General features: G+C 69.5%; 13 protein-coding genes. 9 read left to right on the top strand and 4 right to left on the bottom strand.

Translation table 11 applies throughout. From position 1 onward, the window contains the following. The first annotated feature begins 42 nt into the window (after positions 1-42). Positions 43-1,410 (top strand): amidohydrolase family protein, encoded by a 1,368-nt coding sequence (locus CURTO8I2_RS02810; RefSeq protein ID WP_159678492.1) that lies wholly within the window; start codon positions 43-45, stop codon positions 1,408-1,410. 77 nt (positions 1,411-1,487) lie between these two features. Here the strand turns inward: CURTO8I2_RS02810 and CURTO8I2_RS02805 are convergent, their stop codons facing one another. Genes CURTO8I2_RS02805 through CURTO8I2_RS02795 form a run of 3 tightly spaced genes read right to left on the bottom strand, consistent with a single transcriptional unit; the run spans position 1,488 to position 2,723 of the window. Next, entirely contained in the window at positions 1,488-2,066 is a 579-nt protein-coding gene (locus tag CURTO8I2_RS02805) for a hypothetical protein (RefSeq protein WP_159678491.1), read from the bottom strand. After that, on the bottom strand, positions 2,054-2,266 hold the full coding sequence (locus CURTO8I2_RS02800) for a helix-turn-helix transcriptional regulator (RefSeq protein ID WP_201295472.1): 213 nt from the start codon (positions 2,264-2,266) through the stop codon (positions 2,054-2,056). Before CURTO8I2_RS02800 ends, CURTO8I2_RS02805 begins: the two co-directional genes overlap by 13 nt. 10 nt (positions 2,267-2,276) lie before the next feature. Then, positions 2,277-2,723, bottom strand: a complete 447-nt coding sequence (locus CURTO8I2_RS02795; RefSeq protein WP_159678490.1) for a hypothetical protein — start codon at positions 2,721-2,723, stop codon at positions 2,277-2,279. A 191-nt stretch (positions 2,724-2,914) separates the two neighbouring features. Here CURTO8I2_RS02795 and trxA point away from each other — a divergent pair, with 191 nt between their 5' ends. Both trxA and CURTO8I2_RS02785 read left to right on the top strand, forming a co-directional pair. Further along, positions 2,915-3,763, top strand: coding sequence for a thioredoxin (gene trxA, locus CURTO8I2_RS02790; RefSeq protein WP_159678489.1), 849 nt, complete (start codon positions 2,915-2,917; stop codon positions 3,761-3,763). A gap of 75 nt (positions 3,764-3,838) precedes the next feature. Next, positions 3,839-4,318: a DUF4442 domain-containing protein gene (locus tag CURTO8I2_RS02785; RefSeq protein ID WP_159678488.1), complete on the top strand. Its 480-nt coding sequence runs from the start codon at positions 3,839-3,841 to the stop codon at positions 4,316-4,318. On the opposite strand, the gene CURTO8I2_RS02780 is transcribed toward CURTO8I2_RS02785, so the two are convergent. After that, positions 4,285-5,613: a hypothetical protein gene (locus tag CURTO8I2_RS02780; protein WP_159678487.1), complete on the bottom strand. Its 1,329-nt coding sequence runs from the start codon at positions 5,611-5,613 to the stop codon at positions 4,285-4,287. The two genes, CURTO8I2_RS02785 and CURTO8I2_RS02780, sit on opposite strands and share 34 nt — an antisense overlap. A gap of 220 nt (positions 5,614-5,833) precedes the next feature. Here CURTO8I2_RS02780 and CURTO8I2_RS02775 point away from each other — a divergent pair, with 220 nt between their 5' ends. The 6 genes from CURTO8I2_RS02775 to CURTO8I2_RS02750 all read left to right on the top strand — a co-directional run bounded on the left by CURTO8I2_RS02775 (position 5,834) and on the right by CURTO8I2_RS02750 (position 14,129). Next, positions 5,834-7,537, top strand: coding sequence for an NAD(P)/FAD-dependent oxidoreductase (locus CURTO8I2_RS02775; protein WP_159678485.1), 1,704 nt, complete (start codon positions 5,834-5,836; stop codon positions 7,535-7,537). Between the two features lie 134 nt (positions 7,538-7,671). Further along, positions 7,672-9,750: a bifunctional serine/threonine-protein kinase/formylglycine-generating enzyme family protein gene (locus CURTO8I2_RS02770; RefSeq protein ID WP_159678484.1), complete on the top strand. Its 2,079-nt coding sequence runs from the start codon at positions 7,672-7,674 to the stop codon at positions 9,748-9,750. 108 nt (positions 9,751-9,858) lie between these two features. Further along, on the top strand, positions 9,859-10,557 hold the full coding sequence (locus CURTO8I2_RS02765; RefSeq protein WP_236550984.1) for a DUF502 domain-containing protein: 699 nt from the start codon (positions 9,859-9,861) through the stop codon (positions 10,555-10,557). Between the two features lie 75 nt (positions 10,558-10,632). After that, a complete protein-coding gene (locus CURTO8I2_RS02760) occupies positions 10,633-12,513 on the top strand; it encodes a DUF885 family protein (RefSeq protein WP_159678480.1) in 1,881 nt (626 codons plus the stop codon). 304 nt (positions 12,514-12,817) lie between these two features. Then, positions 12,818-13,234, top strand: a complete 417-nt coding sequence (locus CURTO8I2_RS02755) for a hypothetical protein (protein WP_159678478.1) — start codon at positions 12,818-12,820, stop codon at positions 13,232-13,234. Between the two features lie 16 nt (positions 13,235-13,250). Next, on the top strand, positions 13,251-14,129 hold the full coding sequence (locus tag CURTO8I2_RS02750) for a bile acid:sodium symporter family protein (protein ID WP_159678476.1): 879 nt from the start codon (positions 13,251-13,253) through the stop codon (positions 14,127-14,129). Positions 14,130-14,328 lie beyond the last annotated feature (199 nt).

The following is a 14,328-nucleotide window of genomic DNA, read 5'->3' as shown; positions in this document are numbered from 1 at the left end:
GGCGTGCTTCAATCCGGGACCGCCGCCGCTCCGGAGTTCCGCATGGCCCGTCGTCCCCTTGCCCGCCCGCTCGCCCTTCCATCGCTGGGTCTACTCGCGACCGCGCTCCTGTTGCCCGCTGCCGCGAGCGCCGCGACGCAGACTGCCGTGCACTGCGAGCGCCTGTTCGATGCGCGCAGCGGCCGCGTACTGGGCGAGCACACGATCCTGGTCGAGGACGGCAGGATCCGCGAGGTGATTCCCGGCCGCGCGAAACTGCAGGACGGCGTGGAATCGATCGTGCTCGGTGATCGCACCTGCATGCCCGGCTGGACGGATCTGCACGTGCACCTTGGCTCGCAATCGAGTCCGGCGAGCTATTCGGAGGGCTTTCGCCTCGATGAGGTGGACTACGCGTTCCGCGCGGTCGGCTATGCCGACAAGACGCTGTCCGCCGGCTTCACCACCGTGCGTGATCTCGGCGGCGACGTCAGCGTGCATCTGCGCGATGCGATCAACCAGGGCCTGGTGCCCGGGCCGCGCATCTTCGCCGCCGGCAAGTCCATCGCGACCACGGGCGGCCATGCCGATCCGAGCAACGGCTACAACTCGATGCTCTCGCACCTGATGGGCCCGCCCGGCCCCACCGAAGGCGTCATCAACTCGATCGACGACGCGCGCCAGGCCGTGCGCCAGCGTTATAAAGAAGGCAGCGACGTCATCAAGATCACCGCCACCGGCGGCGTGCTGAGCTACGCGCGCAGTGGCGATGCGCCACAGTTCACGGTGGATGAGGTGCAGGCGATCGTCGACACCGCCAAGGACTACGGCTATCGCGTCGCCGCGCACGCGCACGGGACCGAAGGCATGAAGCGCGCGGTGCTCGCCGGCGTGACCAGCATCGAACACGGCACGCACATGGACGACGAAGTCATGCGGCTGATGAAGCAGCGGGGCACCTGGTATGTGCCGACGATCTATGCCGGCCGCTTCGTCGCCGACAAGGCCAAGGAACCCGGCTACTTCCCCGAAGTCGTACGGCCGAAGGCCGCGACGATCGGCGCGCAGATCCAGGACACCGCGGCGCGCGCGTATCGCGCCGGGGTGCCGATCGCATTCGGCACCGACCAGGGCGTCGGCCCGCACGGCGACAACGCGCGCGAATTCCTCTACATGGTCGAGGCCGGCATTCCGGCGGCGTACGCGCTGCAATCGGCGACGCTGCATGCGGCCACGGTGCTCGGCGTCGACGACCAGGGCGTCATCGAGGCCGGAAAGCGCGCCGACATCATCGCCATGCCGGGCGATCCGGTCGCCGATATCAACGCGGTGATGGGCGTCGATTTCGTCATGACGGCCGGTCGCGTGCATCGCAGTCCCGACGCGGACATCACCGCGGACGATCGAGCGACGCCAGCGCGCGCCCTGTAGGCGCGCGTTGCGCGCGATCGACGTGCACGGAAAGCCGGATCGCGCGCCAGAGCGCGCCTGCAAAGGACATCCCGACGTCAACGTCGGGACGGCAGGCGCCACGCCAGCAACAGCGTCCAGCCCCACCAGCCCACCAGCACCATGCGCGCGCCGAGCTGATCGCCGAACAGCGACGGCACCAGCAAGCTCAGCGCCACCAGCGCGCAGATGACCAGCGACGGCCAGCGCACCGCACGCAGCGCGAAGGCCGCCATCAGCGCACCCGCACCGAACGCCAGGTTCCAGACCATCCACGCCGTGGCATGCCAGCGACTGGCGCCGGCATCGAGTTCATTCGGGTCCAGCGTCCAGACGCCCTGCGCCGCGAACGCCAGTGCGGCCAGCAGCCACAGGCGCAGCGCGATGCCGGCGCCCAACCCCGCCTCCGGCAGCGCCGCGCGCAGGCGCCAGGCCGCAAACGCCACGACGAATCCGGGCCCACACCAGGCCAGCAGATTGAACAGCCACGCCAACGGCATGCCGCGCGCACCCGACCACGCCAGCGGCGCGCCCGCAGGCACGGCGGTCATCACCGCGAACACCAGCAGCGTCATCAAGGTGCAGGCGTGCGCACCGGCGACCAGCGGCCGCAACCGCACGCCGCTCACGCCGCCCACCGGAACACGCCTTCGACGCCGACGCCAAACGTCCGCGCGATCCGGAACGCGAGTTCCAGCGACGGCGCATAGCGCCCCGCCTCCAGCGCGATGATCGTCTGCCGCGTGACGTGGCAGGCATCGGCGAGCGCCTGCTGGGTCATCTCGCCGTGCTCGAAGCGCAGGCGGCGGATCTCGTTGGCGATGGGCGTGCCGGTCATCAGACGCGGCTCATCGACGTTCGCGCGCATAGGCCATCGCGACCGAGGCATGGCCCGCAAAGTTGGCGATGATCACGCCCAGCAACAGCGCGCCCGGCAGGCGCAGATGGACGTCCAATAACACCGCGCGCGACGCCGGCACCGCCAAAGCGAATGCCAACCCAACCGCCCACGCACTCGCGACGGACCGGAACGCACGGTCGCCCCGCGCCAGGAACAACGCGTCCCGTTCGTCTTCGAGCACGCCGCGACGTCGCTCGGCATCGGCGAGCGCACGACGCCGGAACCAGTGCGACAACAGCAACACGCCCGCCATGCTGGCGAGCGGAAACGGGCTGGGCTCGATGACGCCGGTCATCAGGGTCCACGCGGCAAGACAGGCCGCGCCGAGCGCAGCACCGCGCGCATAGCGCTCGCCGAACGCCCGGACAGCGGATTGCAGAGAATCGATCGCCATTCGTGTCTCCTCCAACAGACATCAGGTGAAAATTAATTTACATCCCGTCGCAACCATGTCAACTATTTTTGACATGGTTGTATCCTGCGGATCCGTCGCCATCCTTCTGGATCGCGTCCTCGCGCACGCCTTCATCAATGGACTCCCGCATGCTTTTCGACGGCAACGCCCCCGCTTCCGCTCCCGCTGCAATGCCCCATGTCTTCGACGCGACCACTGCGACTTTCGAGACCGATGTCCTGCAGAAGTCACTGGACACCCCGGTCCTGATCGACTTCTGGGCCGAATGGTGCGGCCCGTGCAAGTCGCTGGGGCCGGTGCTGGAGAAGCTCGCGGCCGAGTACAACGGCGCGTTCGTGCTCGCCAAGGTCGATGTCGACAAGGAGCAGCAGATCGCGGCGGCGTTCCAGATCCGCTCGGTGCCGACGGTGTTCCTGCTGATCGGCGGCCAGCCGGTCGACGGCTTTCCGGGCGCGCTGCCCGAAGGCGAGATCCGCGAATTCCTGAAGAAGCACGGCGTCGAGCCTGCCGAGGGTGACGCCGTCGAGGCGGTCGAAGCCGCGCCGCTGGATCCGCTCGCCGAAGTCGCCCGCCTGCGCGACGCGGTCGCGGCTGAGCCGGACAAGTCCGAACTCCAGCTCGACCTCGCGCTCGCCCTGCTGCAGACCGGTGCGACGCAGGAGGCCGAACGCCTGCTCGACGGTCTGCCGGCGAACCTGTCCACCGACGATCGTGCGGTCAAGGCACGCGCGCGCCTCGGCTTTGCTGGCGCGCTGGCCGGCGCCCCGTCGACCGATGCGCTGCAGGCGGCGCTCGAAACCGATGCCGGCGATCTGCGCGCGCGTCATCTGCTCGGCGTGCAGCACATCGTTGCCGGCAATACCGAAGCGGGCCTGGAACAGCTCATCGAACTGCTGCGCCGCGACCGCGATTTCGACGACGGCCTGCCGCGCAAGGCCCTGATCGATGCGTTCCGCGTCATCGAGGATGCCGAACTCGTCGGCCGCTACCGCCGCAAGATGGCTTCGCTGCTGTTCTGATGCGGATGCGCCTGCGGGCGCGCTCCGTACAGACGCGTATGGCAAGATCGGCGTCCCCTCGCCGATCGTCCGTCCATGAGTCCGCGCCGCTTCCGCCTGCTGATGAACCTGTGGCCGCCGTTCCTGTTTTCGGGCATCCACGTGACCCGGATCGACGACGGCTTCCGGCATGCGCGCGTCGAACTGCGCCAGCGCTGGTTCAACCGCAACTACGTCGGCACGCACTTCGGCGGCAGCCTGTTCGCGATGACCGATCCGTTCTGGATGATCATGACCCTGCGCGCACTCGGCAGCGATCACGTGGTCTGGGACAAGGCCGGCGAGATCGAGTTCATCCGTCCCGGCCGCGGCACCGTGCACGCGGCCTTCGATCTCGATGACGCGACGGTCGAGGCGATCCGCACCGTCACCGCAGACGGCAGCAAGCATCTGCACTGGTTCACCACCGACGTCGTCGACGCCTCGGGCGAACTAGTCGCCCGCGTGCGCAAGCAGGTCTACGTGCGTCGCAAGCGGCGCAGTCAGTCGGACGTCGCGGTCGATTCGACGAGGTAGGGCGGCAGCGGGAGCGACCACGTCGCACCGCGGCTGGTGTCGTACTGCGGGATCTCCAGTGAACGTCCATCCGCGGTGACCGTGATGTCACGGGCGGGACTGCGCAGGTCTTCCGGGCGGCGCGCGAGGCGTTCGGCGAGCGTGCCGGTGTCAGGCTGCTCGCGCAGCCAGGCGAGCGTGGCCAGGACTTGCAGGCGGGCGTTCTGGTCCTGGGCGCGCAGAGCGTAGAGGTCGTATGCAGTACCTATGGTGTCACCCAGAATGCAGCCAGCGCTGTTGGCGATGCATTCGAAACGACGCCAGATCGGAACCGGGCCAGTGCTGAAGCTGGGGCGCTGGTCCGTCTGCAGGGTGAGCGACTGCGCCGCGCACGGTGCAAACATCTGCTCGGCAACGATGGCGCGATAGCCCTCACGATCGAGCACCAGCCAGCTCCATGCGTTGTGTTCGCGCATCTCCGGCATCCACTCGGCGATGCCCATGCTCCACGCCAGTTCCCCGCGCATGGCTGGACAGATCGAACCCTCCGCGGCGATTGGAGCGGCGAGCGCGGCTCGGCACCTGGAAGGCAGCGGCATGTCGCGTGGCAGGTGGGCCATCATCCGGGCCAACAGCGCGCCGTACCCATCAGTCGTGAGCGCAATGCCCATCATCCGCATGATCAGCGTGTCGCTCTGCACGCCGATGCGCCGCCAGGCTGCAAGATCCCGGCAGGTCGCAGCGACGGCGTCCAGCTGATCCCCCTTCGCGAACCGCACCGCATGCGCGGTGAGCGGCCATCCCAGCAGCGAGAACGACGGGGCCGGCACGTTCGGATCAGGCGGCAGACGCCAGGCATGGTGGTCATAGGCCGACAGCGCCTCGACCCGCTGGATCAGACGGGCATTGGCGCGCACCAACGCAGCGTGTTCGTCGAGCGCAGCGTCCACTTTTTCGAGGCAGTCCAAGCCATTGAATCCGCACGGCTGAACGTCACGCCCGCGCGGATTCAGATCCGGATACCGGGCGGCGGCGCTGGTGAACGACGCAGGCACTTTTCGCTGACGTGACGCTTCCGCCAGGGCCTTCATGTCGGCATCGGCCACTGACGCGACATCCGCATCCGGTACGTCGTAACGCAGCACCCAAACCGCATCGAAGGCATTGCGCCCCGCGAACGCGTTCGGTGCCTCCCAACGCGCCAGCGCCGCGCGCTGTTCCGGCGTCGGCCCGCGCAGCCGTGACCATGTCCACAGCGCCGCCAGCACCAGCACCACGACCAGTACCCCCAGGCCCAACCGTTTCAACCAGCGCATACCCGCTCCCCTGATCCGCGTCCTGCGGATCGACAGTCTGCCATTGCAGCAGGCCTGCCTGTGACCGCATGACAGGCACGCCGGCGTCGTGACCATAGGCGCGACAGGTATCCTGTCCGCCGCGCTAGACGCCGTGCCGGATGCACCGCCGCACCCGATCGCCTTCGTGCGGTGCGCCACTCCAGCAGATCCACGCCCGCCTCCACCGCCCTGAATCCCGATGCTCCGACTCACCGACCTCAAACTGCCGCTCGACCACGACGATGCCGCGCTGCCTGCGGCGATCATCGCGCGCCTGGGCATCCATGCCGACGAGCTCACCGGCTTCACCGTCGCCAAGCGCAGCTACGACGCGCGCCGGCGCGGGGCGATCGTGCTGATCTACTCGGTCGACGTGGAGACATCGCGCGAGGCCGACATCCTGCAGCGGCTGGACCTCGACCCGGAAGCCGCAGCGGCAGGCGACCAGAACGATGGCGCCGTCGCGAGCGGCAGCGGCAAGGTCGGCCCCGCTCCGGACACTTCGTACCGCTTCGTGGCGCGCGCCAGCGACGCGATGCCCTTGCGTCCGCTGGTGATCGGCACCGGGCCCTGCGGTCTGTTCGCCGCGCTTGTGCTCGCGCAGATGGGGTTCCGGCCGATCGTGCTCGAACGCGGCAAGGCGGTGCGCGAGCGCACCGTCGACACTTTCGGGCTGTGGCGGAAGAAAGTGCTCAACCCCGAGTCCAACGTGCAGTTCGGCGAAGGCGGCGCGGGCACGTTCTCCGACGGCAAGCTCTACAGCCAGATCTCCGACAAGCGCCATCACGGCCGCAAGGTGCTGACCGAGTTTGTCGCCGCGGGCGCGCCCGAGGAAATCCTCTACGTCAGCAAGCCGCATATCGGCACGTTCCGGCTGGTGTCGATGGTCGAACACATGCGCGCGACCATCGAATCGCTCGGCGGCGAGATCCGGTTCTCCAGCCGCGTGGACGATCTGCTGGTCGAGCCCGACGCCGACGGCGTGCGCCATGTGCGCGGCGTGACGCTGTCCAGCGGCGAGGCGATCCGCAGCGATCACGTGGTCATGGCGCTGGGCCACAGCGCGCGCGACACCTTCGCGATGCTGCATGCGCGCGGCGTGTTTCTCGAAGCCAAGCCCTTCTCGATCGGCTTCCGCATCGAGCATCCGCAGTCGCTGGTCGATGCCGCGCGTTTCGGCCCGCAGGCGGGTCATCCGCTGCTCGGCGCCGCCGACTACAAGCTGGTCCATCACGCGCGCAACGGCCGCTCGGTCTACAGCTTCTGCATGTGCCCCGGCGGGACGGTGGTCGCAGCGGCCAGCGAGCCGGGGCGCGTGGTGACCAACGGCATGAGCCAGTACTCGCGCAACGAACGCAATGCCAACGCCGCGATCGTCGTCGGCATCACGCCCGAGGACTTCCTCCCCTACGCACCGGAAGGCGGACCGCTCGCGGGCATCGCCCTGCAGCGGCACTGGGAAGCGAATGCGTTCGAACTCGGCGGCGGCGCATACGAGGCACCTGGGCAGCTGGTCGGCGATCTGCTCGCCGGGCGCGCGTCGAGCCAGTTCGGCAGCGTCGTGCCCTCGTACACGCCCGGCGTGCGCCTCGGCGATCTGTCGCGCGCATTGCCCGACTACGCGATCACCGCGATCCGCGAAGCCTTGCCGGCATTCGAGCGCCAGATCCGCGGCTTCGCGATGCACGATGCCTTGCTGACCGGTGTCGAGACACGCACATCATCGCCGCTGCGCATCACCCGACATGCCGATGGCCAGAGCTTGAACACGCGCGGCCTCTTCCCGGCCGGCGAAGGCGCCGGCTATGCCGGCGGCATCCTCTCGGCCGGCGTCGACGGCATCAAGGCCGCCGAATCGGTGGCGATGGCACTGGTCGCCGCCGGTCACGCACGCGCGGCCTGACCCCGACGCTGCCTGCATCCGTACGCGCCACGCCGTGCGTAGTGCGGGGTTACGCAGTCGCGTCGCAGACGCGGCACGCATCACATCGTTTTCCGTCGCGCCCTCGTTATGCTGTGCGACGCACAGGGGGAACCATGCCGCACTCGCCAACCGGGCCTGATTCGACGGTCTTTCCGGACATCGCCGGTTACCGCCTGCTGCGCGTCATCGGCCACGGGGGCATGGCCACGGTCTATCTCGGGACGCAGCTGTCGCTGGGTCGCGACGTGGCGATCAAGGTCATGCTGCCCGAGGCGCTCGCCGACGAAGTGAGCCGCCGCCGCTTCGAGAACGAGGCCCGCACGATCGCGCGGCTGGAGCACCCCAACATCGTCGGCATCCACGAGGTGGGCCGCACCGAAGCCGGCCTGCCGTGGTACGCCATGCCGCATCTGCCGCATGGTCATCTGGGCAGTCGCGATCTCACCGGCGACCACGCGCGCGTCCGCGACGTATTGCGCGCCCTGCTGTCGGCCCTGGCCTACGCCCATGCGCGCGGCGTGATCCATCGCGACGTCAAGGCTGAGAACGTGCTGTTCGACGAGGCCGACCGTCCGCTGCTGGCGGATTTCGGCATCGCGCTGCGCCGCGGCTACGGCACGCGCGTGACCATGGTCGGGCTCGCCGTCGGCAGCACCGCCTACATGGCGCCGGAGCAGGCGCGGGGCCAGCAGGTCGACTTCCGCGCCGATCTCTACAGCGTCGGCGTGCTGGCCTGGGAGATGCTCAACGGCAGCCTGCCGTACCAGGGCGAGGACGCGCTGTCGATGGCGATCGCCCACACCCAGAATCCGATTCCCCGTCTCGCCCCGCCCCTGCGCCACTGGCAGCGCTTCATCGACCGCGCCCTGGCCAAGTCGCCCGGCCGCCGTTTCGCCGATGCCAACCAGATGCTCCAGGCACTGGCGCAGGTACCGCAGCGCGACGGCAAGGGCGAGCCGGTCGTCACCGCCACCGTCCGGCGGCTGGGCGAAGGTGCGCGCCACATCGGCGAGGGTGCGCGGCGGGTGTCGCCGATGCTGTGGATCCCCGCCGTCCTGGTGGTCGCCGCGGGGATCGGATTCCTGTTCCAACCTTCGGACACCGGCAACGGCACCTCCGCAGCCGGACAGCCGCGCGTCGCCGGACGTGCGGCCGCCCCCGTCGATGCCGAAGGTCTGGCCTACGACGATGCGCGTACGCCGGCCGCCGCGACCGTGGCCGATCCCGCGGCGCCGCAGGCCGCGCCAGTGTCGGCGTCGGACCGCCATCTGGGCGAGGCCGAGCGCCAGCTGCGCAACAGCCAGCTGGCGGCGCCCGCCGGCGCGAATGCGTTCGAGTCGCTGACCCGCGCCTGGCAGGCCGATCGCGAGCATCTGCGGTTCGCGCCCCTGTCCGCACGTGCGATCGATGCAGCCGGCGCACGCGCGGCCGCGCTGATCGCCAAGGGCGACCACGCCGAGGCTGCCGCGCTGCTCACCGCTGCCCGCCAGCATGCCGTCGCCACCGGACAGGCCGACGGCGACGCGATGCGCCGTCTGCGCACCCGCGTCGACGCCGCCCTCGAAGCGCGCATCGGCCAGGGGGTCAGCGCTGTCGATCGCAGCGACGCCGTCGCGAGTCTGGCTTCGGCCGACGCGGTGGGTCTCGATGCCGCCGCCAACGCGCGCCTGCGTCGCCAGGCGATGACCATTCCCGACGTCGCCGCGCTGGCCGCCAGCGTGGCCGGCGGGGCGCGCGTCGTGCGCAGCAGCGACGGCGTCTACGCGATCTCCAACGCGCCGGTCAGTCGCGCGGACTATGCCGCGTTCGTCGCCGCCACCGGCCACAAGTCGGCCTCGTGCCGCGCGCGCGGCTCGGTGTTGCGGGCGCTGTCCTCGAAGGACTGGGAAGACCCCGGATTCGAGCAGTCACCGTCCGATCCGGTGGTCTGCGTGTCCTGGCACGACGCGGTCGAGTACGCACGCTGGCGCAGCGAGCGCGAGGGCCGCAGCATCGTCGTCGCGTCGACCGCGCAGGGTGCCAGCGTCGCCACGCGTGCCACCGGTCCGGCCGAATGGCGCAGCGATTGCGCCGCGGCCTGCAAGGACCGCGTCGCCGCCGGCCGCAGCCAGCGCGACGAACTGGCCAGCCGCGCGCTCGATCCGCGCCGCGGTTACGACGATGTCGGCTTCCGGCTCGCGCATCTGCCCTGACGCGCGACCGGCGCCGGACACGTCGAGCGGCGCCCGCGAGGGCGCGTGTTTCCGCGGTACAGGTGCCGGGCGCATCATGTCCGGCCCCACCCTGCCCCGCGGATGCCAATGAGTGCCCACACCCTGGGCGGACGCCTGCAGCGTCTGTTCCTCACCGGACTGCTGACCCTGCTGCCGATCTGGCTGACCTGGATCGTCGTCAAGTTCGTGTTCGTCCTGCTCTCGGACATCAGCACCCCCTGGGTCGCACCGCTGTCGCACCGGATTGCCGCCGGCTTTCCGAATGCACTGGGCTGGGCCAACGCCGCCTACGTGCAGGCCACCATCGCGATGCTGGCGACCATCGTCCTGATCCTCGGCGTGGGCTGGCTCGCACGGCGCGTCGTCGGCCAGCGCCTGCTCGCGTGGCTGGAAGCCCTGGTCCAGCGCATTCCGCTGGCGAACGTGATCTATTCCAGCGCCCGCAAGCTGCTCGACATCCTGCAGACCAAGCCCGATGGCACCCAGCGCGTGGTACTGATCGACTTCCCGCATCCGGAGATGAAATCCGTCGGGTTCGTCACGCGCGTGATCCGCGAGGCCGGCACCGGACGTGAACTCGCTGCCGTGTACGTGCCGACCACGCCGAACCCGACGTCCGGTTATCTCGAGATCGTGCCGCTGGAGAAGATCACGCCGACCGACTGGACCGTCGACCAGGCGATGAGCTTCATCATTTCCGGCGGCGCCGTCGCCCCGGACACGATCCCGTTCGATCCGCCGCGGACGCCCCCGGCCGGACCTGCGGACAGTGGACCCGCGTCCTGAGTCCGTGACCTACGACCCTTGCCCGCCGCAAACCGCGTCGGACAGCATCGACCCGCACATCCACTGGAGCCCCACATGCAGCAGCCGCTCGTCCTCGCCCTCGCCGTCGCCATCGCCGCCGGCGGCGGACTGGCCGCCTGCAGTCCCGATGCGCCCGCGCAGGCCTCGCCCACGGCCGTCGCCGAGGCGCCGGTCGAAGATGCCGCAGCCCGCGCGTCGCGCCTGACCACGCTCTACGCCGAGTACTGGGAGGAGCTGCTCAAACTCAACCCGGTCCAGGCGACCTTCCAGGGCGATGCGCGCTACAACGACCAATTGCCGGATTTCGGCAGCGCCGAGTACCGCGAGCAGGTCCGCAGCTTCAACGAGCGCTGGCTGAAGACCGTCGAGGCGATCGGCAGCGAGGGCCTGTCCGGGCAGGACCTGCTGAGCTACCGGATCTTCGTGCAGGAACGTCGCAACGCACTCGATGCCGAGCGGTTTCCGTCGTGGATGATGCCGGTCAACCAGATGGGCAGCATGGTCAGCTACGCCGTGCTGCTGGGCTCGGGCACCAACGCGCAACCGTTCGCGACCGTCGCCGATTACGAGGCCTGGCTGCGCCGCGCCGCCCGCATTCCGGTGCTGCTCGACACCGAGATCGCCAACATGCAGGCGGGTATCGACGCCAATGTCGTGCAGCCGCGCGTGGTGATGGAGAAGGTGCTGCCGCAGTTCGACGCGATCCTCGTCGAGGATGTCGAGAAGAGCCCGTTCTGGGGCCCGGTCGCGAAGTTCCCCGATGGCATTGCCGAGGCCGATCGCGCGCGCCTGACCGCCGCCTTCCGCACGCTGATCACCGACCAGCTCAATCCCGCGATCCGGCGCCAGCGCGACTTCATCGCCAACACCTACATTCCGAGCGCGCGCGACAGCGTGGGCCTCGACGCGCTGCCCGACGGCATGGCCTGGTACGCGTTTTCGGCGAAGCAGCAGACGACCTCCGACCTGACGCCCGAGGCGATCCACCAGATCGGACTCGACGAAGTGGCGCGCATCCACGAGCAGATCCGCGGCGTCATGGCGGAGACGGGGTTCGAAGGCACGCTGCAAGAGTTCTTCCGCTTCATGCAGACCGACCCCCGGTTCGAGTTCCGCTCCGAGGAACAGCTGCTCACGCACTACCGCGCCATCGAGCAGAAGATCGAGGCCAGGGTCCCCGAGCTGTTCTCGCTGACGCCCAAGGCCGGCTTCGAGATCCGGCCCGTCGAAGCCTTCCGCGCCGAATCCGCCGCCGGCGGTTCCTACCAGTCGCCGAGCGAGGACGGCAGCCGGCCGGGCATCTTCTACGTCAATACCTTCGACCTGCCGACGCGCAAGCGCTGGGACGCCGAAGACCTGTTCCTGCACGAAGCGATTCCCGGCCACCACTTCCAGCTGGCATTGCAGCAGGAACTGACCGACCTGCCCGCGTTCCGCCGCTTCGGTGGCGAGACCGCCTACATCGAGGGCTGGGGGCTCTACGCGGAGAGCCTGGGCAAGGAACTCGGTCTCTATGCCGATCCCTACGACTACTTCGGCCGCCTGCAGGGCGAGCTGTGGCGCGCGGTACGCCTGGTCGTCGACACCGGCCTGCACAGCAAGGGCTGGACGCGCCAGCAGGTGCTCGACTACATGTTCGAGAATTCCTCGGTCAGCGAGCCCGACGCGATCGCCGAGGCCGAGCGCTACATCGCCTGGCCCGGCCAGGCGCTGGCCTACAAGATCGGCGAGCTCAAGATCCAGGAGTTGCGCAAGCGCAGCGAGGCCGCGCTGGGCGACGCCTTCGACATCCGGCAATTCCACGCCGAAGTGCTGAAGGACGGTGCGCTGCCGCTGCCGCTGCTGGACGCGAAGATCGACGCGTGGATCGAAGCGCAGCGCCGCCGGGTCGATGACCAGCCGATCACGACGGCGCCGGCGGGCGTCGCGTCCTGAGGACGATCGACCGCGGCCTGTCGCTGGTCGGCAACGCCTGGGCGCAGTGCGTGTCCCGGCCGCTCACGCGAGCGACGCCGGATACGCGGCGCGGCCTCCCGTCGGGATGACGTCGATTCGATGATCCCCGGGAGGCGCGCACGTCCGGCTGTCGGCCGCCCGGCGGACGCAGGAATCCGGTCACGCGAGACGGCCTTGCGCGACGACAAGCGGTGTGGATGACGCCGCGCGATTGTCGCGCCGCCGCTTGCCCTCCTCCACCCGCCGCGCGATGCTGCACGCCGGTTCGCGCTGGGGAGGCGCCATGATCCGCACGATGTTCTCGGTGATGCTCGGCATGGTCGTCGCCATGATGGTGATGCTCGGGCTGGAGTTCGTGGGTTCGTGGATGTTTCCGATGCCCGCCGGCCAACTCGCCGGCGAGGCGGACCTGGCGCAGATCGTCGCCAACGCGCCGACCGGCAAGCTCGTCTGGGTGCTGCTGGGCTGGCTGCTCGCCGCGGTCTGCGGCGGCTGGGTCGCGGCGCGGCTCGCGCGCGTGCGCCGGATGAGCGCGGCGATCGCGGTCGGTGTGCTGATCGTGCTCGGCGTGATCGGCAATGCCTGGATGCTGCCGCATCCACTGTGGATGACCCTGCTCGGCGTGATCGGGCCGATCCCGCTCGCCTGGTGTGGTGGCCGGCTCGCGCTGCGGCGGGTACGCGCCGGCGCGCCCGCGTAACGACACAGGGCATTCCATGCAGGCCTCGCTGCTGACCACCCTGCTGTTGCCGCTCGCGCTCGGCGTGATCATGTTCGGGCTCGGCCTCGGCCTGACGCTCGACGATTTCCGCCGCGTGGCGCGTTATCCGCGCGCGGTGCTCATCGGTCTCGCCTTGCAGATCGGCGTGTTGCCCTGGGCCGCGCTCGGACTCGCGCTGCTGTTCCGGCTGCCGCCCGAACTCGCCGTCGGCCTGATGCTGCTGGCGGCATCGCCGGGCGGCGCGACCGCGAACATCTACAGCCACATCGCGCGCGGCGACGTGGCGCTCAACATCACCCTGACCGCGGTCAACAGCGTGCTGTGTCTGCTCACGCTGCCCATCATCCTCAATCTCTCGCTGGAATTCTTCCTCGGCGCCGGCCAATACGTGCCGCCGCCGACGCGCAAGATCGTCGAGGTCGCACTGATCATCCTGCTGCCGGTGAGCCTCGGCATGCTGGCGCGCGCCTTCGCGACCGGCTTCGCGTCACGGATGGAGAAGCCGATCCGGCTGCTGTCGGTGGTCGTGCTCGCGCTGCTGATCGTCGCGGCCGTCGCCGGCACCTGGGACACGCTGCTGGCCTACTTCGCCGCGGTCGGCATCGCCTGCCTGCTGTTCAATCTGGTAAGCATGGGCGTCGGCTACGCGGCGCCGCGTGCGCTCAAGCTGCCACGCCGCCAGGCGATCGCGATCGCGATGGAAATCGGCATCCACAACGGCACGCTGGCGATCTTCATCGCGCTCAGCGTGCTCGGCAACGCGACGATGTCGGCGCCGGCGGCGGTCTACAGCCTGCTGATGTTCTGCACCGCCGCGCTCTTCGCCGCGTGGCTCAACCGGCGCGGCGCACGCGCGGCCGACGCGGCCGCCTGAGGCGGCTGCAGACCACATCGCGCGGCGGGCTGGCCGCTCGCCATCTGCCCGTCGCCCCGGCGCGCAACGCGCGCAGGCCGTCGCCGCAGGCCGTGCGCCCCGGTGCGATCCGCGTTCGCATGAAGCGCGCCCTCGCAAGGCAGAAACGATGGCGTGCAGCATGTCGCTGCGCACCCGCCCAATTGCGATGCCGAAAAAA

It is taken from the genome of Luteimonas sp. 9C, assembly GCF_902506295.1.
Taxonomy (GTDB): domain Bacteria; phylum Pseudomonadota; class Gammaproteobacteria; order Xanthomonadales; family Xanthomonadaceae; genus Luteimonas.
This window is presented reverse-complemented; position numbering and strand designations above follow the sequence as displayed.

Excerpts from the sequence above, each read along its gene's own strand:
- CURTO8I2_RS02765 (WP_236550984.1), top strand. The coding sequence starts at position 9,859 with ATGAGTGCCCACACCCTGGGCGGACGCCTGCAGCGTCTGTTCCTCACC.
- CURTO8I2_RS02800 (WP_201295472.1), bottom strand. The coding sequence starts at position 2,266 with ATGACCGGCACGCCCATCGCCAACGAGATCCGCCGCCTGCGCTTCGAG.
- CURTO8I2_RS02770 (WP_159678484.1), top strand. The coding sequence starts at position 7,672 with ATGCCGCACTCGCCAACCGGGCCTGATTCGACGGTCTTTCCGGACATC.
- CURTO8I2_RS02755 (WP_159678478.1), top strand. The coding sequence starts at position 12,818 with ATGATCCGCACGATGTTCTCGGTGATGCTCGGCATGGTCGTCGCCATG.
- CURTO8I2_RS02750 (WP_159678476.1), top strand. The coding sequence starts at position 13,251 with ATGCAGGCCTCGCTGCTGACCACCCTGCTGTTGCCGCTCGCGCTCGGC.
- CURTO8I2_RS02795 (WP_159678490.1), bottom strand. The coding sequence starts at position 2,723 with ATGGCGATCGATTCTCTGCAATCCGCTGTCCGGGCGTTCGGCGAGCGC.
- CURTO8I2_RS02810 (WP_159678492.1), top strand. The coding sequence starts at position 43 with ATGGCCCGTCGTCCCCTTGCCCGCCCGCTCGCCCTTCCATCGCTGGGT.
- trxA (WP_159678489.1), top strand. The coding sequence starts at position 2,915 with ATGCCCCATGTCTTCGACGCGACCACTGCGACTTTCGAGACCGATGTC.
- CURTO8I2_RS02760 (WP_159678480.1), top strand. The coding sequence starts at position 10,633 with ATGCAGCAGCCGCTCGTCCTCGCCCTCGCCGTCGCCATCGCCGCCGGC.
- CURTO8I2_RS02775 (WP_159678485.1), top strand. The coding sequence starts at position 5,834 with ATGCTCCGACTCACCGACCTCAAACTGCCGCTCGACCACGACGATGCC.
- CURTO8I2_RS02780 (WP_159678487.1), bottom strand. The coding sequence starts at position 5,613 with ATGCGCTGGTTGAAACGGTTGGGCCTGGGGGTACTGGTCGTGGTGCTG.
- CURTO8I2_RS02785 (WP_159678488.1), top strand. The coding sequence starts at position 3,839 with ATGAGTCCGCGCCGCTTCCGCCTGCTGATGAACCTGTGGCCGCCGTTC.